At 51.6% G+C, this 24476-nt stretch carries 22 protein-coding genes; 14 read left to right on the plus strand and 8 right to left on the minus strand.

Annotated features, from left to right (window positions below; genetic code table 11):
• Positions 1-65 precede the first annotated feature (65 nt).
• The 4 genes from OGV98_RS14690 to OGV98_RS14705 form a co-directional block, all read right to left on the minus strand.
• On the minus strand, positions 66-1097 hold the full coding sequence (locus tag OGV98_RS14690) for an ABC transporter substrate-binding protein (RefSeq protein WP_003021397.1): 1032 nt from the start codon (positions 1095-1097) through the stop codon (positions 66-68).
• Positions 1094-2398: an MFS transporter family glucose-6-phosphate receptor UhpC gene (gene uhpC / locus OGV98_RS14695; RefSeq protein WP_044714438.1), complete on the minus strand. Its 1305-nt coding sequence runs from the start codon at positions 2396-2398 to the stop codon at positions 1094-1096. The genes OGV98_RS14690 and uhpC overlap by 4 nt, the downstream gene beginning before the upstream one ends.
• An 85-nt stretch (positions 2399-2483) precedes the next feature.
• Complete coding sequence (locus tag OGV98_RS14700; RefSeq protein ID WP_061549848.1) at positions 2484-4025, minus strand: MASE1 domain-containing sensor histidine kinase; 1542 nt, start codon at positions 4023-4025, stop codon at positions 2484-2486.
• The gene (locus tag OGV98_RS14705) at positions 4025-4654 is read right to left on the minus strand and encodes a response regulator transcription factor (RefSeq protein ID WP_003021406.1); all 630 of its coding nucleotides are present in this window, start codon (positions 4652-4654) and stop codon (positions 4025-4027) included. Before OGV98_RS14705 ends, OGV98_RS14700 begins: the two co-directional genes overlap by 1 nt.
• 298 nt (positions 4655-4952) lie before the next feature.
• Between OGV98_RS14705 and tauA the strand changes: the two genes are divergently transcribed.
• Genes tauA through tauD form a run of 4 tightly spaced genes read left to right on the plus strand, consistent with a single transcriptional unit; the run spans position 4953 to position 8369 of the window.
• The gene (gene tauA, locus OGV98_RS14710) at positions 4953-5915 is read left to right on the plus strand and encodes a taurine ABC transporter substrate-binding protein (protein ID WP_003838610.1); all 963 of its coding nucleotides are present in this window, start codon (positions 4953-4955) and stop codon (positions 5913-5915) included.
• A 14-nt stretch (positions 5916-5929) separates the two neighbouring features.
• The gene (tauB, locus tag OGV98_RS14715) at positions 5930-6697 is read left to right on the plus strand and encodes a taurine ABC transporter ATP-binding subunit (protein WP_202580730.1); all 768 of its coding nucleotides are present in this window, start codon (positions 5930-5932) and stop codon (positions 6695-6697) included.
• A complete protein-coding gene (gene tauC, locus OGV98_RS14720) occupies positions 6694-7524 on the plus strand; it encodes a taurine ABC transporter permease TauC (RefSeq protein WP_138828258.1) in 831 nt (276 codons plus the stop codon). The genes tauB and tauC overlap by 4 nt, the downstream gene beginning before the upstream one ends.
• Positions 7521-8369, plus strand: a complete 849-nt coding sequence (gene tauD / locus OGV98_RS14725; RefSeq protein ID WP_202580729.1) for a taurine dioxygenase — start codon at positions 7521-7523, stop codon at positions 8367-8369. Before tauC ends, tauD begins: the two co-directional genes overlap by 4 nt.
• A gap of 59 nt (positions 8370-8428) precedes the next feature.
• Here the strand turns inward: tauD and hemB are convergent, their stop codons facing one another.
• Positions 8429-9403, minus strand: a complete 975-nt coding sequence (gene hemB, locus OGV98_RS14730) for a porphobilinogen synthase (protein WP_136345790.1) — start codon at positions 9401-9403, stop codon at positions 8429-8431.
• Between the two features lie 508 nt (positions 9404-9911).
• On the opposite strand from hemB, the gene OGV98_RS14735 reads away from it, so the two are divergent.
• Complete coding sequence (locus OGV98_RS14735; protein ID WP_138828259.1) at positions 9912-12821, plus strand: autotransporter YaiT-related protein; 2910 nt, start codon at positions 9912-9914, stop codon at positions 12819-12821.
• Between the two features lie 89 nt (positions 12822-12910).
• Positions 12911-13534, plus strand: a complete 624-nt coding sequence (gene iprA, locus OGV98_RS14740) for a hydrogen peroxide resistance inhibitor IprA (RefSeq protein WP_003847633.1) — start codon at positions 12911-12913, stop codon at positions 13532-13534.
• A gap of 1 nt (position 13535) precedes the next feature.
• Here iprA and ampH read toward each other — a convergent pair whose 3' ends face one another.
• Entirely contained in the window at positions 13536-14693 is a 1158-nt protein-coding gene (ampH, locus tag OGV98_RS14745; protein ID WP_003021428.1) for a D-alanyl-D-alanine-carboxypeptidase/endopeptidase AmpH, read from the minus strand.
• A 384-nt stretch (positions 14694-15077) separates the two neighbouring features.
• On the opposite strand from ampH, the gene sbmA reads away from it, so the two are divergent.
• Complete coding sequence (sbmA, locus tag OGV98_RS14750; protein ID WP_003836023.1) at positions 15078-16298, plus strand: peptide antibiotic transporter SbmA; 1221 nt, start codon at positions 15078-15080, stop codon at positions 16296-16298.
• Between the two features lie 15 nt (positions 16299-16313).
• Positions 16314-17417, plus strand: coding sequence for a DUF1615 domain-containing protein (locus OGV98_RS14755; RefSeq protein ID WP_003847631.1), 1104 nt, complete (start codon positions 16314-16316; stop codon positions 17415-17417).
• On the opposite strand, the gene OGV98_RS14760 is transcribed toward OGV98_RS14755, so the two are convergent.
• Entirely contained in the window at positions 17402-17725 is a 324-nt protein-coding gene (locus tag OGV98_RS14760; RefSeq protein ID WP_003021437.1) for a DUF2755 family protein, read from the minus strand. The two genes, OGV98_RS14755 and OGV98_RS14760, sit on opposite strands and share 16 nt — an antisense overlap.
• Positions 17726-17989: 264 nt before the next feature.
• On the opposite strand from OGV98_RS14760, the gene OGV98_RS14765 reads away from it, so the two are divergent.
• On the plus strand, positions 17990-18208 hold the full coding sequence (locus OGV98_RS14765; protein WP_003021440.1) for a DUF2754 domain-containing protein: 219 nt from the start codon (positions 17990-17992) through the stop codon (positions 18206-18208).
• Between the two features lie 23 nt (positions 18209-18231).
• On the opposite strand, the gene ddlA is transcribed toward OGV98_RS14765, so the two are convergent.
• Entirely contained in the window at positions 18232-19326 is a 1095-nt protein-coding gene (gene ddlA, locus OGV98_RS14770) for a D-alanine--D-alanine ligase (protein WP_003847629.1), read from the minus strand.
• Between the two features lie 301 nt (positions 19327-19627).
• On the opposite strand from ddlA, the gene OGV98_RS14775 reads away from it, so the two are divergent.
• The 5 genes from OGV98_RS14775 to adrA all read left to right on the plus strand — a co-directional run bounded on the left by OGV98_RS14775 (position 19628) and on the right by adrA (position 24460).
• On the plus strand, positions 19628-20824 hold the full coding sequence (locus OGV98_RS14775) for a multidrug efflux MFS transporter (protein WP_202580728.1): 1197 nt from the start codon (positions 19628-19630) through the stop codon (positions 20822-20824).
• Positions 20825-21072: 248 nt separating this feature from the next.
• Positions 21073-21315 (plus strand): sigma-S stabilization anti-adapter protein IraP, encoded by a 243-nt coding sequence (locus tag OGV98_RS14780; RefSeq protein WP_003021448.1) that lies wholly within the window; start codon positions 21073-21075, stop codon positions 21313-21315.
• Between the two features lie 104 nt (positions 21316-21419).
• Positions 21420-22835 carry an alkaline phosphatase gene (gene phoA / locus OGV98_RS14785; protein ID WP_102190796.1) on the plus strand — a complete coding sequence of 472 codons (1416 nt, stop codon included), beginning with the start codon at positions 21420-21422 and terminating at the stop codon, positions 22833-22835.
• Positions 22836-22932: 97 nt separating this feature from the next.
• On the plus strand, positions 22933-23253 hold the full coding sequence (gene psiF, locus OGV98_RS14790; protein ID WP_003021454.1) for a phosphate starvation-inducible protein PsiF: 321 nt from the start codon (positions 22933-22935) through the stop codon (positions 23251-23253).
• Positions 23254-23344: 91 nt separating this feature from the next.
• Positions 23345-24460: a diguanylate cyclase AdrA gene (gene adrA, locus OGV98_RS14795; protein WP_085954043.1), complete on the plus strand. Its 1116-nt coding sequence runs from the start codon at positions 23345-23347 to the stop codon at positions 24458-24460.
• Positions 24461-24476 lie beyond the last annotated feature (16 nt).

Consider the following 24476-nt stretch of genomic DNA (forward strand, 5'->3'; position numbering starts at 1 on the left):
GTTCCGGTATTCCAGGCCGGATGCGGTATTTACGCCGCACCCGGCAAATGATCGCCGATGTAGGTTTATTTACCCATCTTCACTTCGCTGACCCACTTATTGATCAACGCTTTACGCACGTCGGTCGAGCCGTACTTATCCATGTCGTAATTGATAAGTTTCAGGTCGTCGAGCTTCAGCGAGTTAGGAGACGTCTCGGCGGTGGTGTTGGTCAGGATCTGATAGGACTTACCTTTCTTCCACGCCAGTTCCTGGGCATCTTTTGACAGTACCCAGTCAACGAACAGTTTGGCGTTATCGAGGTTGCGCGCGCCTTTCAGAATGCTAACGCCGCCGATCTCATAGCCAGTACCTTCGCACGGTGAAATTAGCTCCAGCGGTGCGCCCTGTTCTTTTTCCAGCGAGTAGTCGTGCAGGAAGCCAATGCCAATCGCCGTTTCGCCACGAGCGGCGTTACGCGCTGGGGCAATGCCTGATTTAGTGTATTGAGAGACGTTGGCGTTGAGCTGTTTCAGGTAGTCAAAGGCCTGATCTTCACCCCACAACTGGGCAAAAGTCGCCAGCGCGGTATAGGCGGTACCGGAGCTTTGCGGGTCAGCAATCTGGATTTCACCTTTGTATTCCGGTTTGGTCAGATCCTTCCAGCATTTTGGCACCGGCAGGTTTTTCTCTTTCAGGCGCTGGGTATTGACGCCAAAGCCCAGAATACCGACGTAAACCGCCGAGGAGAGATTGCCTTTCACCTTCGCGGGATCGCGGAATTTCTCCATGATCTGTTCGAGATTGGGTGATTTATACGGCTGCAGCAGGCCCATTTCCCCGGCCTGGGACTGCGGATCCAGCGTACCGCCGTACCAGACATCCGCCTGCGGATTTTTCTTCTCGGCATCCACTTTCGCCAGCGTACTGCCCGAGCCGTTGCGAATGAATGAGGTTTTCACATCATATTTTTCACCGAAGGCTTTGGTTTCGGTTTCGCACATCTCGTTAGTGGCGCTGCAATACACCACCAGACGGCCCTGCGCCTGAGCTGCATTGCTGAAGGCTGCCAGCGTCAGAGCGGAGGCAATTAGTGTAGAGGTAAGCGTCAGTTTCATTGTTTTATCCTTTGACTGAGAGAAGGGGTAATGCCTGCAATGAGCAGTGGCATCAGCAATAAACCCATAAAGACAGCGGCGACCGAGAGCAAACTGAACATTCCCGACCAGCCGTAGTGTTCTATGACCAGCGACAGCGGCCAACCCGCCAGCGCGGCCCCCAGATAGGCGAACAGCCCGAGAAAACCGGTAATTGAACCTGCTGCCGCTTTGTGTCCGCACTCCACTGCCGCGAGGCCAATCAGCATCTGTGGGCCAAACACAAAAAAGCCCACCGTAAAGAAACACATTGCCAGTAGCGCGTAGTGGTGCACCGGCGCCAGCCACAGCGCGGCGACGGAGACCATCAGCCCCAGCGTGAACAGCAAAATCATCGGCGCACGCTGACCGCTGAACAGCAGATCCGATCCCCATCCGGCAAACAGCGCCCCCAGCAAACCGCCAACTTCAAACAGCATCACCGTGGCATTGGCGCTGAGCAGATTCACGCCGTGGCTTTCCGTCAGCCAGATGTTGCCCCAGTCGTTGAGCGCAATGCGGATCAAATAGACCAATACATACGACACGCCGAGCAGCCAGATCATCGGGTTTTTCAGCATGGTGGTACGTAACATTTGCCACAGCCCCATCGGCGGACTTTGCTGTTCCTGACGCAGCTCCAGCGGGTCATGCCGCCATTCCCCAACCGTCGGTAATCCCTCTTCCCGGGGCGTGCCTTTCAGTTGCAGAGTGAGCCAAATGCCTAACGCCATGCTGATAATCCCCGGTGCCAGCATCGCTGCCTGCCAGCCCCACCAGTGGGCGGCAAAGGCGCTAATCAGCGGGATAACTGCCCCACCAATGTTGATCGACATATTCCAGCAGCCCCACCAGAATCCGCGTTCGTTGCGCGAGTACCAGTGGGTCAGTAGTCGGGCGCAGGGCGGCCAGCCCCAGCCCTGAAAAAATCCGTTCAGCGTCCAGACCACCAGCAGTAGCGTCAGCGATTCACCAAAGGCGAACAGCACATTCAAAACACCGGTGGCGAAAAGGCCAATGCCCATAAATGCGCGTTGTCCGTGGCTGTCGTGCCACAGGCCGGCGGTAAATTTCGACAGACCATAGGTCAGGTAAAACAGCGACCCCAACAGACCGATATCGCCTTTATCCAGACCGAGGTCCGTTTGTAGCGCCGGGAGGACGTAGTTAACGCTTTTGCGCGTCAGATAAAACGCTGCGTAACCAATGACCATACACATCAGCAGCCGAGGGCGTAGCGCCCGGTATTGTTGGTCTGTTTCGCTGGCTGGACGTGCGTGCATGGCTGTCTCCGTTTGTGCTGACTATAGGAAAGTGAAAGCAAAAGAGGATGAGAGAAAGTCCAGAGTGGCTAAGACTTTTTCCTGGTTAGCGGCTGATTTGTTGCAAATTTGTGGGCAGGTTAACAATTACCCGCGTGCCGCCGTTTGATTCGAGCGTCAGTTCGCCGCCAAGAGCGCTGACCCGCTCACGCATTCCCTGGATACCGAAACCGGGAATTTTTTCCGGCAGAATACCCACGCCGTTGTCAGCGACGTCCAGAAACAAGCTATGTTCCTGCTGGCGCAGCGTAATCGACACATCGCTGGCATCGGCATGTTTACAGACGTTATTGAGTAACTCCTGCAACAGACGATACAGCGTGAAGCGCACCGTTTCGTTTTCTGGCGTATTCTCTAGCTGATAATCAAAGCGACAGCGAATGCCCCGTTCAGCAAAAGCAAATTCATTCACCAGATGATGTAGTGCATCTTTAAAAGACAGTTCATCGAGCGCGGGTGGACGCAGCTGGCGCAGCAGCTGGCGGGTGGAGTGGTGAATACGCCGGGCCAGGTCGTTGATCTGATTTGCCGCTTCAAGCGTTTGCTCGCGACCCGGTGCGCGTTTGACCAGTTGTGATTGAATTTGAATGGCGGTGATGTTCTGACCAATTTCGTCGTGCAGTTCCCGCGCCAGGCTTTTGCGCGTGTTTTCTTCGGTGCGGATCAGCTGTTCGGTCAGCGCGCGACGCGCCGCCAGTTCAGTTTCCAGACGCTGGCGATAATGGTGCAGGTTTTGCGCCAGATGCTGCTGGCGGCTGATGGCGATCCCCAGCCCTATGCCGAGCAGCGCCTGGGTGGCGAGGAAAATCTCCAGCTCCAGTAAATTACTGAACCCGACGCCGATTTGCCGGGCGATGGTGATCATCATACTGCCGAGCAATCCGGACAACACGCCGCCCTGCCAGCCAAATTTCCACGCCATCACCACGTTCGGTAAGAACACCACGATCAGCAACAGGCGCTCGATCTCCGGCGACAACACCATTTGGGTGCCGATGCCAATAATAAAAAACAGGCTGCACCAGATGATAAGCGAGGTGCGCAGCGGGGGATTGGTGGTATCCAATCCGAGCAAATGATAGCGGTGCTGCTGGCGCAAAAATTCATAGATCAGATAGACAAACGGCGTCAGCAGCACGCCGCCGGTAAACGACGCCAGGCCAATTAACGTTGCCGGACTTTGGATAAACGGTGAAAGCAGGGCGGTATTGAGCAATGAGGTGAGCGTCACTGCGGCCAGCAGCAGCGTTAAGCGCTGCCAGTAAAGGGGGAAGCGGTGCCAGTATGACTGGCCGATGCTCGCCGGAATCAGGCTAATTAACGGCGCGGCCAGCAGGATATAGCCATTCAATAATTGCTCACTGTGCAGCCAGAACAACATCAGCACCGGCGGCAATACCAGCGCGGGCCAGTAACGGCGAGAAAGCAGGATGAGCAGCGCGAGATAGACGCCGTGTGGCAGGAACAGCGCCGCCTGCTGGCCGTTGTGGGTCAGGTAAAACCCCAGCGTCCACAGCATCAACCAGCCCGATCCCCAGGCCAGCAGAATAAACAGAGAAATAACCCAATGCCGAAGGCTACGCGACATTAATGCCCCGTTAATAGCTGGTGGTCGAGGGCAAAATGCACCAGATCGATGGTGCTGTGGCATTGCAGTTTGCCCAGCACGTTCGCCCGATGAACGTGCACCGTCTTGTGGCTGAGGTCGAGCTTGAAGGCGATCTCTTTTACGCTGTCGCCTTTGACCAACAGCTCAAACACTTCGCGCTCGCGTGGGGTCAGTACTTCCAGTACCTGCGCGGGCTGTTCGCCGCCGCGTAGCGCCCGCAGCGCATCGGCGCACAGGTAATGCCCGCCCATACCGACCGATCGTACCGCCTGCACCAGCTCCTCTGGTCCGCAGCGTTTGGTCAGGTAGCCACTGGCGCCGGCATCCAGCGCACTTTGCACAAACGTGGGTGAGTCATAGATGCTGAGAATGATGGCGCGAAAACCGGGCTTCTGTGCCCGCAGTCGTTTTAACAGGCTCAGACCATTTTCATCCGGCATGGCGATATCCATCACCGCAACGTTGACGTCATCATGCAGAAGTGCAGGCCAGGCCTCCGCTGCGCTGCTGTACTGACCGGTAACGTTGAGATCGTCTTCGAGACTGAGTAATTGCGCAAAGCCGGAACGCACCACCACATGGTCATCCACCAGCACAACATGAATCATGATTTTACTCTCTTGCCTGATAATGGCGTCTATGATGCCGGTCAGCGCCGCGCTGGCAATCATCCAGGTGTAGTTATGTAACGAATGTAACAAAATCGCAATAATTTGCCGGGTGCTGTAGGCCTGATGGCGCTGCGCTTATCAGGCCTACGAATTCCATCTGTAATGAGCAAAATCACTAACTATTGCCGCTTTTTTTCTAAAAACGCTTTGTTCTTAGCCAGAATTTTTAATTCCTTTATCAAATTGTGCCGCAACGAAATACTGCCTCCATAACAAGACAGGGGAGCAGACAATCATGGCTATTTCATCGCGTAACGCACTTCTCGGTGCACTGGCATTCATCGCATTTCAGGCGCAGGCGGTGAACGTAACCGTCGCTTATCAGACCTCCGCCGAACCCGCCAAAGTGGCGCAGGCGGATAATACTTTTGCCAAAGAGAGCGGCGCTACCGTTGACTGGCGCAAATTCGACAGCGGCGCGAGCATCGTCCGGGCGCTGGCCTCCGGCGACGTGCAGATCGGTAATCTTGGCTCCAGCCCGCTGGCGGTCGCCGCCAGTCAGCAAGTACCCATTGAAGTTTTTCTGCTGGCGTCAAAGCTTGGTAACTCCGAGGCACTAGTGGTGAAGAAAAACATCAGTAAACCGCAAGATTTGATTGGCAAACGCATTGCGGTGCCGTTTATCTCCACCACCCATTACAGCCTGCTGGCGGCGTTGAAACACTGGGGGATTAAACCCGGTCAGGTGGAGATTGTGAACCTGCAACCACCTGCGATTATTGCCGCATGGCAGCGCGGGGATATTGACGGCGCGTACGTCTGGGCTCCTGCGGTCAATGCACTGGAAAAAGACGGCAAGGTGTTAACCGACTCATCGCAGGTTGGTGAGTGGGGCGCACCGACGCTGGACGTGTGGGTGGTACGCAAAGATTTTGCAGAGAAGCATCCTGAGGTGGTGAAAGCCTTTGCCAAAAGCGCTATCGATGCGCAGCAACCTTATATCGCTAATCCCGATGAGTGGCTGAAGCAGCCGGAGAATATCAGCAAATTGTCGCGTTTAAGTGGCGTGCCGGAAGCGGATGTGCCGGGACTGGTGAAAGGTAACACTTACCTGACGCCGCAACAGCAGACTGCCGAACTGACCGGACCGGTGAACAAAGCCATTATCGACACCGCGCAGTTCCTCAAAGAGCAGGGCAAAGTCCCCGCTGTTGCGACGGATTACAGCCAGTATGTGACCGATCGCTTCGTGCAATAAATAAGGAGGCGCTGATGCTGCAAATCTCTCATCTTGCCGCCAGCTACGGTGGAAAACCGGCGCTGGAGGATATCAACCTGGCGCTCGATAGCGGTGAGCTGCTGGTGGTACTCGGACCTTCCGGTTGCGGGAAAACCACATTGTTAAATCTGATTGCCGGATTTGTGCCGTATCAGCATGGCAGCATCATGCTGGCGGGTAACAGGGTTGATGGTCCGGGGGCAGATCGCGGGGTCGTATTCCAGAATGAAGGTCTGCTGCCCTGGCGTAACGTGCAGGCCAACGTGGCTTTTGGTCTGCAGCTGGCGGGGGTGGATAAACCACAGCGTCAGCGTATTGCCCTGGAGATGTTGCAGAAAGTCGGGCTGGAGGACGCGGGAAAACGCTTTATCTGGCAGCTTTCCGGTGGACAGCGGCAGCGCGTCGGCATTGCGCGGGCGCTGGCGGCCAATCCACAGTTGTTGTTGCTGGATGAACCTTTTGGCGCGCTCGACGCCTTTACTCGTGAGCAGATGCAAACCCTGCTGCTGAAGCTGTGGCATGAGACTGGCAAACAGGTGCTGTTGATTACGCACGATATTGAAGAAGCGGTGTTTATGGCGACAGAGCTGGTATTGCTGTCGCCAGGCCCAGGCCGGGTACTGGAGCGTCTGCCGCTGAATTTCGCCCGTCGCTTTGTGGCTGGAGAGTCGAGTCGCAGCATTAAGTCCGATCCGCAGTTTATCGCCATGCGCGAGTACGTGTTAGGTCGAGTCTTTGAACAACGGGAGGCATTTTCATGAGCGTGGTGATTAATGATAAACCCCGTCGCCAGCGCGCGCTCAACTGGCGCTGGCCGTTCTCGCGGCAGATTACCTTAAGCCTTGGTACGTTGGCCGTCATTTTGGCGTTGTGGTGGACGGTGGCGGCGCTGCAGTTAATCAGTCCGCTGTTTTTACCGCCACCGGGACAGGTTTTACAAAAGCTGATCGTTATTGCCGGTCCGCAGGGATTTATGGATGCCACCCTGTGGCAGCATCTGGCGGCGAGTCTGACACGTATTGTTATCGCGCTGCTGGCGGCGGTGCTGCTGGGCGTTCCGGTTGGAATCGCTATGGGGCTGAGTCCGACGATGCGCGGCATTCTCGATCCGATCATTGAGCTGTATCGTCCGGTTCCGCCCCTGGCCTATCTACCGCTGATGGTCATTTGGTTTGGCATTGGCGAAACCTCCAAGATCTTGCTTATCTATCTGGCGATTTTCGCCCCTGTAGCGATGTCGGCGCTGGCGGGAGTGAAAAGTGCGCAGCAGGTGAGAGTGCGCGCCGCGCAATCGCTGGGAGCCAGCCGTGCGCAGGTGCTGTGGTTTGTTATTTTGCCGGGGGCATTACCTGAGATCCTCACCGGATTACGGATCGGACTTGGGGGGGGCTGGTCGACGCTGGTGGCCGCAGAGCTGATTGCCGCCACGCGAGGCTTAGGATTTATGGTCCAGTCTGCCGGTGAGTTTCTGGCAACGGATGTGGTGCTGGCGGGGATCGCGGTGATTGCCGTTATCGCGTTTATTTTAGAACTGGGTCTGCGTGCGCTTCAGCGCCGTCTGACGCCCTGGCATGGAGAAGTACAATGAGTGAACGTCTGAGCATAACCCCGCTGGGGCCGTATATTGGCGCACAAATTTCTGGCGCGGATTTGGCGCGTCCGCTGAGCGATAATCAGTTTGAACAGCTTTATCATGCGGTATTGCGCCACCAGGTGGTGTTTCTGCGCGAGCAGGTGATTACGCCGCAACAACAGCGGGCGCTGGCGCTGCGTTTTGGCGATCTGCATATTCACCCGGTCTATCCGCATGCCGAAGGAGTAGAAGAAATTATCGTGCTGGATACCCATAACGATAATCCGCCGGATAACGACAACTGGCACACCGATGTCACCTTTATCGACACGCCGCCTGCCGGGGCGATTTTAGCGGCGAAAGAGCTGCCATCAACCGGGGGCGACACTCTGTGGACCAGTGGGATTGCCGCTTATGAAGCATTGTCTGAGCCGTTCCGTCAGTTGCTGAGTGGCCTGCGGGCAGAGCATGATTTCCGTAAATCATTTCAGGAATATAAATATCGCAAGACCCCAGAGGAGCACCTGCGCTGGCTGGAGGCCGTCGCTAAACATCCACCGTTGCTGCATCCGGTGGTGCGCACGCATCCGGTGGGCGGGAAGCAGGCGCTGTTCGTGAATGAAGGATTTACCACGCGAATTGTTGATGTCACGGAAAAAGAGAGCGAGGCGTTACTGAGCTTTTTGTTCGCGCATATCACCAAACCGGAGTTTCAGGTGCGCTGGCGCTGGCAGCCCAACGATGTGGCGATTTGGGATAATCGCGTGACGCAGCATTATGCGAATGCGGATTATCTGCCGCAGCGGCGCATTATGCATCGGGCAACGATTCTGGGAGATAAGCCGTTTTATCGGGCGTGATGATTACCGGAGACGCTTCACTTGCCGGGCCTACGACCTGTAGGCCCGGTTAGGCGTTATTAACGCAGAATTTTTTTCTCAGCCAGATCCAGTGCGAAGTAGCTGAAGATCAGATCCGCGCCAGCGCGTTTGATCGACCCTAAGCTTTCCAGCACCACTTTCTCTTCATCTATAGCCCCCGCCAGCGCCGCGAATTTAATCATCGCGTATTCACCGCTGACCTGATAAGCGCCAATCGGCAGCTCGGTGCGCTCGCGGATATCACGCAGAATATCGAGGTATGCGCCAGCCGGTTTGACCATCAGGCAGTCTGCGCCCTGGGCTTCATCCAGCAGCGATTCGCGAATCGCTTCCCGACGGTTCATCGGGTTCATCTGATAGGTTTTACGATCGCCTTTCAGCGCGGTGCCCGCGGCTTCACGGAATGGGCCGTAAAAAGATGAGGCAAACTTAGTGGAGTAGGACATGATAGCGGTATCGGTGAAGCCCGCGGCGTCCAGCGCCTGGCGAATCGCCTGTACCTGACCATCCATTGCGGCGGAAGGCGCGATGAAGTCCGCACCCGCTGCGGCGGCAACCACCGCCTGCTTGCCGAGGTTGGTAAGGGTTAAATCGTTATCCACGCCGTGATCGCATAACACGCCGCAGTGGCCGTGTGAGGTGTATTCGCAGAAGCAGGTGTCGGACATGACGATCATTTCCGGCACGGTCTGTTTGCAGGTACGCGACATGCGCGCCACCAGGCCGTCTTCTTTCCAGGCATCGCTACCGGTGTCATCCGTATGGTGGGAAATGCCGAAAGTCATCACCGAGCGGATGCCAGCATTAGCAATGCGTTCAATTTCGCGCGCCAGGTGCTTCTCTGGAATACGCATCACGCCTGGCATGGCGTCGATAGCTTTGTAATCGTCGAGTTCTTCTTCAACAAAGATCGGCAACACCAGGTCATTTAAGCTGAGTGTTGTCTCTTCAAACATAGCGCGCAGCGCGGGAGATTTGCGCAGGCGGCGAGGGCGTTGGATTAGGTCTGTCATGGTATGCCTGATGTTTGTGGAATCGAAGGCCGTAGTATACCCGAACCTGAGGGCGTGTGGTTTACGAAAGTTGGCGTTATATCTGGATTTCCTGTAACGAAGGGATGAATCATTAGCACAATTTATTCACAAGCATAGCAATTTATTTATATTCATTATTTTGTTTATTGTTTTTTTATTATTTTAAATATCTATGTGTTTGCTTTTATAGCGTGGCGTATAGATTTTGTTTATTTATTGGCTATATATTTGTTTGCGTTCTGATTCATTAGTGAATTGTATGGTTTGAATGTTGGTTAGCTTTTAATTGATTGAAAGTGTTGGTTTTTATATTTCTTAAATGGCGTAACTTGGATTTATTACGTTGTCCGTTTTCGGACAACGGGCAAAGAATAATTGAACCTTTCCTTAATGAAACCGCATAATCGTCCCTGCGAAACATAAAATGTTTTCTTTGCATTGATAATTGATGGATCAACTATATTACGTCCCTGAGGAGGGATGACAAATGCACACTTGGAAAAAGAAACTCGTAGTCTCACAATTAGCATTAGCCTGCACTCTGGCAATCACTTCTCAGGCGAATGCTTCTACTTACGATACCTGGACCTACTACGACAATCCAACTACGGCCCTGAACTGGGACAATATGGATGCAGCCGGAACTGTAGATGGTAACTACGTGAATTATAGTGGTTTTGTTTACTATAATAATGCGGCTGGTGATTTTGATCAGTCTTTTAACGGCGATACCGTTAACGGCACGATTTCTACCTATTATCTGAATCATGACTACACTGATGGCGCAGTGAATCAGCTGAATATCAGTAACTCTGTTATTCATGGTTCAATTACATCTATGTTGCCACGCGGTTACTACGATCGTTTTGATCAATTAGATCATGACGATTTAATTGAATTCTATTCGTTCGACAATGGTACCGCTGTTGACGGAAACTGGTATGACGGTGATATTTTTACTCTGAATATTGCTAATTCCACCATTGATGATGACTATGAAGCGTTGTATTTCACCGATTCTTATTTATCTGGTGATGTGACTAAATACACCAATGAAACGTTTGATACCAGCGAAGGTGTTGCAGTTAATCTTGATGTAGAAAGCAATATCAATATTTCCAACAACTCACGTGTTGCTGGCATTGCTCTGTCTCAAGGGAATACTTACAACAACACCTATACGACGGAATCCCATACCTGGGATAACAACATCAACGTCTACAACTCAACTGTAACTTCTGGCTCAGATTACATTCTGGAATCGAATACTGCTTTCTTTGGTAATTCCGATGAGCCAAGTGATTACACTGGTCCGGGCGATGTTGCATTGTCTTTCACCGATAGCTCTTCTTCAGACTATGCAATGAAAAACAATGTGTACTTCAGCGACTCAACGCTGATTGGTGATGTTGCATTTACCAGTAACTGGAATGCCAATTTTGACACTATTGGTCATGATTCCAACGGTGATGGTGTGGCGGATACCAACCTTGGTTGGGCTGACGATAGCCTGAATGTTGATGAACTGAACCTGACTCTTGATAATGGTAGTAAGTGGGTAGGCCAGGCTACTTTCGATGCTAAGACTATCTACCCAGCAAATATGTTTGATGTTGCAACCAATAGTCTGACTCCGGGTGGAACCGCTGAAGCCAATGGTTGGGGACGTGTTGTTGATAATAAAGTCTTCCAGAGCGGTGTGTTTAACGTAGCACTGAACAACGGTTCTGAGTGGGATACCGTTGGGGATTCATTAGTTGATACTCTGGCTGTGAACAATGGTTCTCAGGTTAATGTCTCTGATTCAATGCTGACTTCAGATACTATTGATTTAACTAATAGCTCTTCATTGAATATTGGTGAAGGTGGTCGAGTTGATACAGATCATCTGACAATTAACAGCTATAGTACTGTTAATTTGACCGAGTCGACTGGATGGGCGACGGGTTCTAACCTGTATGCCAATACCATCACTGTAACGAATGGTGGTGTGTTGGATGTTAATGTTGATCAATTTGATACTGAAGTATTCAACACCGATAAACTGGAACTGACCAGCGGCAATTATGCTGATAACAGCAACCATGTTGTTTCTGGTGTATTCAACATCCACAGCAGCGACTATGTTCTGAATGCCGATCTGGTGAACGATCGTACCTGGGATACCACTCAGGCTAACTACGGTTACGGTACTATCGCAATGAACTCTGACGGTCACCTGACCGTTAACGGTAACGGCGATATCAACAATGGCGACGAACTGGATAACAGCTCTGTTGACAACGTTGTTGCGGCATCCGGTAACTACAAAGTGCGTGTCGACAATGCGACCGGCGCTGGCTCCGTTGCTGATTACAAAGGCAAAGAGCTGATCTACGTTAACGATGTGAATACCACTGCCACCTTCTCTGCAGCCAACAAAGCTGACCTCGGTGCTTACACCTATCAGGCACAGCAGCAGGGTAACACCGTTGTTCTGCAGCAGATGGAACTGACAGACTACGCGAACATGGCGCTGAGCATCCCGTCTGCTAACACCAATATCTGGAACCTGGAACAAGACACCGTTGGTACTCGTCTGACTAACGCACGTCATGGTCTGGTTGATAACGGTGGCGCATGGGTAAGCTACTTCGGTGGTAGCTTCGATGCAGATAACGGCACCATTAACTACGATCAGGATGTTAACGGCATCATGGTTGGTGTTGATTCCAAAATTGATGGTAACAATGCTAAGTGGATTGTCGGTGCTGCAGCAGGCTTCGCGAAAGGTGATATGAGCGACCGTACCGGTCAGGTGGATCAGGATAGCCAGACTGCCTACATCTACTCTTCTGCTCGCTTTGACAACAACATCTTTGTTGACGGTAACTTAAGCTACTCCCACTTCAACAACGATCTGTCTGCTAACATGAGCAACGGTCAGTATGTTGATGGCAGCACCTCTTCTGATGCCTGGGGCTTTGGCTTGAAACTGGGTTATGACCTGAAGCTGGGTGACGCAGGCTACGTAACGCCATACGGCAGCGTATCCGGTCTGTTCCAGTCTGGTGATGATTATAAGCTGAGCAACGACATGAAAGTTGACGGTCAGTCTTATGACAGCATGCGCTATGAACTCGGTGTAGATGCAGGTTATACCTTCGCCTACAGCGAAGATCAGGCGCTGACCCCGTACTTCAAACTGGCCTACGTTTACGACGACTCTAACAACGATTCTGACGTAAACGGCGATTCTATCGACAACGGTGTAGAAGGTTCTGCGGTACGTGTTGGATTGGGTACTCAGTTCAGCTTTACCAAAAACTTCAGCGCCTACACCGATGCTAACTACCTCGGTGGTGGTGATGTAGATCAAGACTGGTCTGCAAATGTTGGCGTTAAATATACCTGGTAAGACATCTCTCGTTGTTAAAGAAAAGATAATCTAACTCAGAAAAATGCCCGTCACGGATTTGACGGGCATTTATTGCAAGGAATGCTCAGATGTTGTCTGCAAATAAACCGCTTGTGGAATTTGGTAAGCTTGATAAATGTTTGTCGAAATATGGCAAACACTTTGAGTGTGATAACGATAAAGAAATAATTTATTCCAGTGATATAAACAGTGACGATACCTTTATCATTTTAAATGGTGTAATTTCCCTGAGGCGAGGGGAGAATGTGCTGGTCGGTATTGCACAGGCGCCATTTATTATGGGGCTTTCAGATGGCGTGATGAAAACAGATATACAATACAGATTAATCACGGAAAGCGATTGTACGGGATACCATCTACCTGCCTCACAAACAATTAATATAATTGAAGAGTGCCAGCTTTGGCGTGAAGCTTTTTGTTGGTTGGCATGGCAAAATTCCATGCTTGAATTGCGAGATCTGCAGTTGATCGGCAATAACTCCTACGATCAGATTCGCGCGACGCTGATATCCATGATGAAATGGGACGACGTACTGCGTTCGCGTATCGGCGTCATGAACTATATTCACCAACGCACGCGAATTTCCCGCTCGGTTGTCGCTGAGGTTCTCGCGGCTTTGCGTAAAGGTGGTTACATTGAAATGAATAAAGGCAAACTGGTGAGCATTAACCGTTTGCCTTTTGAGTATTAACTCAGGATGCGGGAATAACCTGCGGTTTGTTCCCGCTCAACTCTGCAACCAGATCGTTGATACCGTCACTCATATTGGTAAAACGGGTTAGCGGAGAACGGGTCACCACGATAAACGCCCCGACGTTTTGTTGTGGGATCATCGCCATATAGGTGATGAAACCTCCACCGCCGCCGGTTTTTTGAATAATTCCCGGTCGGCCATTCTTCGGCGCCATGTAGACCCAGCCCAAACCAAGCGCATCGGCTCTGCCTGGAACATCCATTCCCACCACTTTAGTTAACTGCGTACGCTGATAAATCAGCGTCTGCATCCGGTCGGCCTGCTGGCTACGATGATAAAAGTCAGAAGAGAGATACTGCTGCATCCAGCGCATCATATCGCCGGGCGTAGAATAGACACCGCCGCTGCCCATTGCCGCCAGCGTATTGTTACAGGGGCTGGCGCCTTTTTCCGCGACCATCAGGCGTCGGCATTGATCGGGGGACGGGGTAAAGGTGGTGTCTTTCATCCCCAGCGGACGGGTGATTTTTTCTTCAAACAGCTGCGGATAAGGCTTACCAGAGGCCGCTCCCAGCGCATCGGCCAGCAGGTCAAACGCCAGGTTGGAATAAGATGCCTGTGAACCCGGTGCGGCTTTCAACGTGGCAGTAGAGAGATAGCTCCAGCGCTGCTCGCGGGTTGGCCAGACAAACACCGGGCGCTTTGCCGCGCCGCCAGGCTGCTCGCGCGGCAGCGCGCTGGTATGCGTCGCCAGATTCACAAGCGTAATCGGCGTGCCCTGATAAGTCGGCACGCGTGCACCTGGAGGTGCATATTTACTCAATGGATCGTTGAGTTTGACCGTGCCCTGATCGAGCAATTTCACCAGCATTTCGCTGGTCATTAATTTAGTGATTGAGGCAATTCGAATCACGGAATCAAGCTGTGGATGGACGTTGTTACCGGGACGCGTTTCGCCAAAGCTGCGAAATACGCGCTGATTACCATCAATCACCACGAGCGCCATCCCCGTAGCACCACTGCCGTAAAATATATGGTCGGCATAACGATCGACGATATCGGAGGCGAAAACCGGATCGGTTATAGGCTGTGCCGCCTGGACTGATGTCAATGACGCCGCACACAGCGCGGCAGAAAAAAGCAGACTACGTTTCAACGGTGGTGTCCATGAGTTAGAGAAAGTGAAAAAGGATGTCGTGCGTATGCGTATTTATACTACTCATCGGCGTATTGCAAAGCGCTTATCAACCAATGATAGTGGGAAAAACGTAACGATGAGTAAACGTAGGAGTTTCCTGGATTGCGGATGTTCGCTTTTGTGATCTTACGCTGTGATAATCTGCACATACTGGAACGTTGTCGAGTGTGAAAACCACAGAAACAATTCTTCATAACCGAGGTGCGAACTAAGTGCCTCGGTTTTGGTCACAATTGTCGGTTTCAGCTTGTGTTTTTGGGCGTAAGCCGTCTGGCCTCCGCACTCCACGGTGGCAAATGCACAGCAGTCGTCATAACGATAAGAAGTTAGCAGGAGAGCACTATGTTTAAGTCTTTTTTCCCAAAGCCGGGGCCGTTCTTTATTTCGGCATTTATTTGGGCACTTGTCGCCGTTGTATTCTGGCAAGCAGGTGGGGGAGCCTGGGTTGCACATATTACCGGAGCGTCGGGAGACGTACCTATTAGCGCAGCGCGTTTCTGGTCGTTGGATTATCTGATTTTTTATGCGTACTACATTCTTTGTGTCGGGGTGTTCGCGCTGTTCTGGTTTCTCTACAGCCCACACCGCTGGCAGTACTGGTCTATTCTGGGCACATCGCTGATTATTTTTGTGACCTGGTTTCTGGTTGAAGTCGGCGTCGCTGTCAACGCCTGGTACGCGCCATTTTATGACCTAATTCAAACTGCGCTCAGCACACCACACAAGGTGAAGATTGAGCAGTTCTATCATGAGGTTGGCATTTTTCTCGGCATTGCGCTGATAGCCGTGGTCATTGGCGTGATGAACAACTTCTTCGTCAGCCACTACGTATTCCGCTGGCGTACCGCGATGAACGAACACTATATGGCGCACTGGCAGCATTTGCGTCACATCGAAGGCGCAGCGCAGCGTGTGCAGGAAGACACCATGCGTTTTGCTTCTACGCTGGAAGATATGGGCGTCAGCTTTATCAACGCGATTATGACGCTGATTGCCTTCCTGCCTGTACTGGTTACGCTCTCTGCCCATGTTCCTGACCTGCCGATTGTTGGACATGTGCCTTATGGCCTGGTGATTGCCGCGATTGTCTGGTCGCTGATGGGAACCGGTTTGCTGGCCGTGGTCGGGATAAAACTTCCAGGGCTGGAGTTTAAAAACCAGCGCGTGGAAGCGGCCTATCGTAAAGAACTGGTCTATGGCGAAGATGATGGCAACCGTGCGACGCCACCGACGGTGCGTGAACTGTTTCATGCGGTACGCCAAAATTACTTCCGTCTCTATTTTCACTATATGTACTTCAATATCGCCCGTATTCTTTACCTGCAGGTTGATAACGTTTTCGGTTTGTTCCTGCTGTTTCCGTCGATTGTTGCCGGTACGATTACGCTCGGCCTGATGACGCAAATCACCAACGTGTTTGGCCAGGTGCGCGGCTCGTTCCAGTATCTGATTAACTCCTGGACAACGTTAGTGGAACTGATGTCTATTTATAAGCGTCTGCGCAGCTTTGAACGAGAGCTTGATGGTCAGGATATTCAGGAAGTTACCCATACACTGAGTTAATAATAAGGAGATGTTATGTCGACGGTTTCCCGTCTTTACCCCTTGTCTGGTCTTGCTGCACTGGTGCTGGTGGGATGTAGTAGCCAACCCGCGCAGCCGCTAAAAAAGGGGGAGAAAGCCGTCGATGTGGCGAGCGTGGTGCGTCAGAAAATGCCCGCCAGCGTGAAAGACCGGGACGCATGGGCGCAGGATTTGGCAAAGACTTTTGAAAGCCAGAAGCTGGCGCCGACGGTTGAAAACATCTGTTCGGTGCTGGCGGTCGCGCAACAGGAGTCAAATTACCAGGCGGATCCAGCCGTGCCGAACTTAAGTAAAATCGCCTGGAAAGAGATCGATCGTCGTGCCGAGCGTATGCACATCCCGCTATTTGTGGTGCATACCGCGCTGAAGATTAACTCGCCAACGGGGAAAAGCTACAGCGAGCGCCTGGATACGGTGAAAACCGAAAAACAGCTTAGCGCGATCTTTGATGATTTTATCAACATGGTACCGATGGGGCAGACGTTATTTGGTTCGCTTAATCCGGTGCATACCGGTGGGCCGATGCAGGTTAGCATCGCCTTTGCTGAGCAGCATGCCAGCGGCTACCCGTGGAAAATGGCGGGAACCGTGCGCCAGGAAGTATTTAGCCGCCGCGGTGGGCTGTGGTTCGGTACGTATCATCTGCTTAACTACCCGGCGAATTACAGTGCGCCAATTTTCCGCTTCGCCGATTTCAATGCCGGGTGGTATGCCAGCCGCAATGCAGCTTTCCAGAATGCGGTCAGTAAAGCCAGCGGCGTGAAGCTGGCGATGGACGGTGATTTAATTCTCTATGGCAGCAGCGAGCCGGGCAAAACGGAGCTGGCGGTACGTAAACTGGCCGGGAAGCTGGACATGAGCGAGAGTGAGATCCGCCGTCAGCTGCAAAAAGGCGACAGCCTGGCCTTTGAAGAGACCGCGCTGTACGAGAAAGTCTATAAGCTGGCGGAAGCGAAGGCGGGGAAAACGCTTCCCCGTGAAATGCTGCCTGGCATTCAACTGGAAAGCCCGAAGATCACACGTAACCTGACTACCGCGTGGTTTGCTAAACGCGTGGACGATCGTCGGGCGAAATGTATGGGTCAGTCATCGTTATGATGACGGCGGCGCCAACGCGCGAATGCCGCGATGGCGCCAAGAATCAGGCTTCCGGCGAGAAAAGGGACCAGTCCAAAAAGGGTTCCGACGCCCAGGCCGATTTCAACTCGCGGGCGCCCTGTCTCTTGCATTTGCAACTGCATCAACTGCTCATAGATGCCGGGAGCGTGGGCCAACAGATTTAAAATCTGCGCGCCCGCCCAGAAGCAAAACAGCACAAATACGGCATACGCAATGTTGCCGGGCAGGGAGGAGGGATCCCGATGCTTGCCCTTAAACAGGGATTTTGAGAGCGTAAAATCAGCCATAAAGACCTCCGGAAATAACCTGCTTTTTTTGACGTAATGCCTGTAACTGAAAGTGAGTCTGACAGGTGATCGGCAATGTCAATATCAGAATGATGGTAATTTCAGGTAGAGATTATTCCTGGATTTCGGTTTTTTGCTTAGCATCACAATTACGCAACCTTAAGTGAAATTAATTTACATTTCAGAAATTCCGCACAGGCCACAGACGTGTATGAGGAAATGTGCGAGGATGCGTTTTCATGTTGTATATCCACCGGAGCCGTTATGAACCTGCCTGTTAAAATCCGCCGAGACTGGCACTATTATGCCTTCGCTATTGGGCTTATCTTTATTCTCAACGGCGTGGTGGGCTTACTCGGTTTTGAAGCGCAGGGGTGGCAAACCTATGCGGTAGGGCTGGTGACCTGGGTGATTAGCTTTTGGCTGGCCGGATTAATCATCCGTCGCCGCGTTGAAGATGATGAAGTAAAGGATGCCCAATAGCTATATCAGGCATCCTGGCGGGTTTACATACTGGTTTTCAGCGCGCTATCCGCAGCATGGCGTTCCAGCGCCAGTTCGATCAGGCGAGTGATCAAATCGGTATAGCCTAAACCGCTCGCCTGCCACAGCTTCGGATACATACTGATGTTGGTAAAGCCTGGCAGCGTGTTGATCTCATTGATCACAACGTCGTTTTCAGCAGTTAAGAAAACGTCCACGCGCGCCATGCCGGCACAGCCCAGTGTCTGGTAGGCCTGAATGGCGATTTCGCGGATCTTGTCGTTAATCTCTGGTGCAATTGCTGCCGGAACGACAACTGTGGCACCGTTATCGTCAATGTATTTAGTGTCGTAAGCGTAAAAATCGCTGTTCAGCACAATCTCTCCACAAGTACTGGCCTGCGGATGATCGTTGCCCAGTACCGCACATTCGATCTCGCGGCCTTTGATCCCTTGCTCCACCACGACTTTATGATCGAATTCAAATGCCAGCGCAACGGCCTGATCGTATTGGGCTTCGCTGGTTACTTTGCTGACGCCAACGGACGATCCCTGGTTGGCCGGTTTTACAAACAACGGCAGACCCAGGCGGGATTCCACTTCGCTAAAGCTGATGCTGTTGCGATTGGCGCGAGTGAGCGTAATAAATGGCGCGATGTTTAATCCGGCATCACGCAGCAGACGTTTGGTCACGTCTTTATCCATACAGGCCGCAGAACCCAGCACATCAGAACCTACGAACGGTAGGTTTGCCACGCGCAGCATGCCCTGCAGAGAGCCATCTTCACCCAGAGTGCCATGTACGATCGGGAAAATAACATCGACCGTCGGCAGCGGTTGACCGTTTTGTGCATCGATCAACTGGTGCGCTTGTTTACCCGGTACCTGCGCCAGGCTGGTCTCAGAAGGTCGCAACGCAATATGCGCCGGGTCGTCTGAATTGAGCAGATAATTACTGGCATCGCTGACGTGCCATTGCCCTTGTTTATCAATACCTAACAGCACAACGTCAAAGCGAGTCTTGTCGATGGCATCGACAATATTTTTTGCCGATTGCAATGACACTTCATGTTCCGCTGATTTACCACCAAATACGATTCCTACCCGCAACTTTGCCATCTTAAAAACCCATTCCATGAATGCAAAGCACATACATTACCACGACAAAACGCAGGTTTCCTCGGCTTCTGGCAGATTGTTTTGGCTGACGACAGGGGAATAGAACAGAACAAACAAGAGGCCCGCACGCGAAGCATAATCCCCTGCTTATATTATGGGTTTGATGTGAGCTGTATCACAAATATGATGAGCGGGAAGATAAAATACTAAACTGTGATTTATCGCACCTGTGGACCCTTATTCAGCTAAGTAATTTGTTAAGCTGCTCGCAGTTTTCAGCTACTTATCGTTATGAGTCCTTATGGAATCCTGGAGAGTTAACCTTATTTCCGTTTGGTTCGGGTGCTTTTTTACCGGACTGGCGATTAGCCAAATCTTGCCTTTTTTACCACTCTATATCTCCCAACTGGGCGTGACCTCGCATGAAGCGCTCTCAATGTGGTCCGGATTAACGTTCAGCGTCACCTTCCTGATTTCAGCTATTGTCTCTCCAATGTGGGGCAGTTTAGCCGACCGCAAAGGACGCAAGCTAATGCTGCTGCGGGCCTCACTGGGTATGGCCATTGCGATTTTGCTACAGGCATTTGCTACTAACGTCTGGCAGCTTTTTCTGCTGCGCGGGGTGATGGGGTTAACCTCCGGTTATATTCCTAATGCGATGGCGCTGGTCGCGTCACAGGTTCCGCGTGAACGCAGCGGCTGGGCGCTGAGTACGCTGTCGACGGCGCAAATTAGCGGTGTCATTGGTGGACCGTTAATGGGGGGCTTTATTGCCGATCACGTTGGCTTACGGGCGGTATTCTGTATTACCGCCGCTTTGCTGGTGGTGAGTTTTCTGGTCACACTGTTTTTGATCAAAGAGGGCGTTCGTCCGACGATTAAAAAAAGCGAACGTCTGAGTGGGAAGGCCGTATTTGCCTCGCTTTCACATCCGGCGCTGGTGATCAGCCTGTTTTTTACCACCATGGTGATTCAACTTTGTAACGGTTCAATTGGGCCAATTCTGGCGCTGTTTATTAAATCAATGGTCCCAGATAGTTCGAATATTGCCTTTCTCAGCGGGCTGATAGCCTCAGTACCGGGCATTTCTGCTCTGATTTCCGCGCCTCGACTTGGTAAATTAGGCGACCGTATTGGTACTGAGCGGATTTTAATGGCGACGTTAATCTTCGCGGTGGTGCTGTTTTTCGCTATGTCGTGGGTCACCACGCCGTTGCAGTTGGGAGTTCTCCGTTTTCTGCTTGGCTTTGCCGACGGTGCGATGTTGCCGGCGGTGCAGACGCTGTTACTGAAATACTCCAGCGACCAGATAACCGGGCGCATCTTTGGTTATAACCAGTCATTTATGTATCTCGGCAACGTCGCCGGGCCATTAATGGGGGCGACGGTTTCGGCAATGGCGGGGTTCCGTTGGGTGTTCATTGCTACAGCAAGCATTGTGCTTATCAATATCTGGCAATTGGCTATTGCGTTGCGACGTCGGCGCGGGGGGCGTTGAGCTCCTGATTAACAACGCTGCCTGTCAGCGTTGTTAATCCATAATTGTGTATTGTATATTTATGTGATTATTAATTTTCTTACCTTTTTATATTGAATCATTCTGCGTCAAGACGCATTTACCCTTATTTTGTGTTGTGATTGTTTTCGCAAATCGTTTTATTACTTATAAAAATACAACTTTCATCCTCTAGGCAGTCGTGAGCCTTAATGATAACGTGACCCATATTTTGTTAAGGGAATAGGCAAATGAAAAACCTCGTCACTGAGTTGTTACTTAAACTCGCGCAAAAAGAAGAAGAGTCGCAAGATCTGGCGGTACAGGTCGAAACGTTAGAGCGGGTAATCATCGAAATGCTGCGCAATATGGCGTGGAACGATCGGCAAATATTTATTCGTCAAATTGAGGGGGCGCTGGCTGATGTAAACCGCATGCCCGCGTTTCTGACGAACATACATAACGCTTGCGAGATCGTACCAAAAGCGTTTTGAACCATCTGTGGCGGGGCACCCACAAATTATCATAAAAGTGTCACATCAAATACTTATAGTCGCTTTGTTTTAATTTTACCGTATTTATACATGGAGAATATAAAGTGAAACAAAGCGCACTCGCTATTGCCCTGTTACCTTTGCTGTTTACCCCGGTTATTAATGCAGAAACATCTACTGTAGCGGTTTTGGATAATCGTGCCGCTCAAGGTGATATCTCCACGCCGGGTGGCGCTCGCCGATTGTCTGCCGACCAAACCGCGGCTCTGCGCGAATCGCTGAGCGACAAACCGGCCAAAAATATTATTTTACTGATTGGCGATGGGATGGGTGATTCCGAAATAACGGCAGCGCGAAATTATGCTGAAGGCGCGGGCGGCTTTTTTAAAGGTATTGATGCTTTACCGTTGACCGGACAATACACACATTATGCGTTGGATAAGAAAACCGGCAAGCCCGATTATGTGACAGATTCTGCAGCATCGGCGACGGCGTGGACGACCGGTGTTAAAACTTACAATGGTGCTCTGGGCGTTGATATTCATGAGAAAGATCACGCTACTATTCTGGAAATGGCCAAAGCGGCGGGTCTGGCGACAGGTAACGTTTCCACGGCTGAATTGCAGGATGCCACGCCTGCCGCACTGGTTGCCCATGTCACTTCGCGTAAATGCTATGGCCCGAGCGTGACGGCTGAAAAATGCCCGACGAACGCGCTGGAAAAAGGCGGTAAAGGGTCGATTACCGAACAATTATTAAAGGCCCGTGCGGATGTTACGTTAGGTGGCGGGGCAAAAACTTTTACTGAAACAGCTACGGCAGGTGAGTGGCAGGGTAAAACGCTGCGTGAACAAGCACAGGCCCGTGGTTACCAGATGGTGAGTGATACCGCGACGCTGGCGGCGATTACCGAAGCGAATCAGGATAAACCGCTGTTGGGTCTGTTCTCTGACGGTAATATGCCAGTGCGTTGGGAAGGCCCGAAAGCGTCTTATCACGGAAATCTGGATAAGCCGGTAGTGACCTGCACGCCAAATCCAAAACGTAACGACAGCGTGCCGACTCTGGCACAGATGACGGATAAAGCGATTGAGCTGTTAAGCAAAAATGAGAAAGGCTTCTTCCTGCAAGTGGAAGGCGCGTCAATCGACAAACAAGATCACGCCGCTAACCCGTGTGGACAAATTGGTGAAACTGTCGATCTGGATGAAGCGGTGCAGCGTGCGCTTGCTTTTGCGAAGAAAGATGGCAACACCCTGGTCGTGGTAACCGCTGACCACGCGCATGCCAGCCAGATAGTCGCACCGGATACTAAAGCACCCGGTTTAACGCAAGCGCTGAACACCAAAGATGGTGCGGTGATGGTCATTAGCTATGGCAACTCTGAAGAAGAGTCCCAGGAGCACACCGGCAGCCAACTGCGTATTGCAGCCTATGGCCCTCATGCGGCGAATGTGGTTGGCCTGACCGATCAAACCGACCTGTTCTACACCATGAAAGCGGCGTTAGGACTGAAATAACCCGACGCCCGGCGGCAATACTTTTGCCGTCGGGTGGTATTTTTATCGTTAGCAGCCAAACTTACCTGTGTGTCGTCGTTCAGAAAAGGATGGTGCTATGAAAATTACATTATTAATGACGTTGCTTTTTGGTCTTATTTTTTTAACTACCGTCGGTGCTGCCGAGAAGACATTAACCCCGCAACAACAACGTATGACCACCTGCAATCAGCAGGCAACGGCGCAAACCTTAAAAGGGGATGCGCGTAAGACGTATATGAGTGATTGCCTGAAAAACAGTAAATCTGGGCCTGAGGAAAAGAGCCTGACGCCGCAGCAGCAGAAAATGCGTGAATGCAACGTCAAGGCGACGGAGCAGTCTCTGAAAGGCGATGATCGTAATAAGTTTATGAGTGCTTGCCTGAAAAAATCTGCTTAGCACTTCCGGGTGAGCAGATAAAATCGCTCACCCGAAATATCATACTTCCGCCGCCAGACCCCTTCCTATAATTTGGGAAAATTGTTTCAGAATATTCCCAAATACGATGAATGATGAAAATTTTTATCAAAAGAAGGTCGTCTCAAATGAAGCATTTATATTGCTTCATCAAAATGACCACCAACGTTCCGGTCTGCGATTTGCCCGACGAATCAGGCTGCCGCGAGCGGTGGGACTGGGGGGGATGTTTTTCCCTATCGCATCGGTATTAGTTTCTCAGCCAATAACCGGAGGCTGGTGGCTTTTGCTGGTGGGATGGGCATTTGTCTGGCCACATCTGGCATGGCAATTGGCAAGTAAAGCTGTCGATCCACTGCATAGCGAATATACCAACTTAAAAGCCGATGCCATCCTCGCCGGGATGTGGATGGGGATTATGGGGATAAACTTGCTGCCATCCACGGCGCTGTTGATGATTATCTGTATCAACCTGATGGGCGCAGGAGGTATGCGAGTCTTCATCGCAGGCGCCGTGTTGATGGTGGTTTCCTGCCTGGTGACGTTACAGTTAACGGATATCCCCATGGCTTTTAGCAGTACGCAGCTGAGCGTGCTGCTGTCACTGCCAGTGTTAGTGGTTTACCCGTTGCTGTTTGCCTGGGTGAGTTATAAGACGCTCATCCGGCTGGCAGAACATAAACGTCGCTTACAGGTTATGAGTACGCGAGATGGGATGACCGGGGTGTATAACCGACGTCATTGGGAACTGTTGCTGCGTAATGAGTTTGATAATTGTCGTCGCCATCAGCGTGATGCCACGCTCCTTATCATCGATATCGACCATTTTAAGAGTATCAATGATACCTGGGGCCATGACGTAGGGGATCAGGCCATTGTTGCACTGACCCGCCAGTTACAGATGACCTTACGCGGTAGCGATGTGATTGGGCGTTTTGGCGGTGATGAGTTTGCGGTAATCATGTGTGGCACGTCGGCGAGCAGCGCGATTGCAGCGATGTCTCGTGTTCACGAACGGCTTACCCAACTGCGTTTATCTTGCGCGCCGCAGGTTGACCTGCGCATTAGCGTGGGCGTTGCGCCGCTGACATCTGAAACTGAACACTATAGAGAATGGTTAAAATCAGCAGATATGGCGCTCTATAAAGCAAAGAATTCCGGACGTAACCGCACTGAAGCGGCGGCATGACGTCCGGCGGTGTTAA

Origin of the sequence: Citrobacter sp. Cf136 (genome assembly GCF_030333815.1) — a bacterium.
Classification (GTDB): domain Bacteria; phylum Pseudomonadota; class Gammaproteobacteria; order Enterobacterales; family Enterobacteriaceae; genus Citrobacter; species Citrobacter freundii.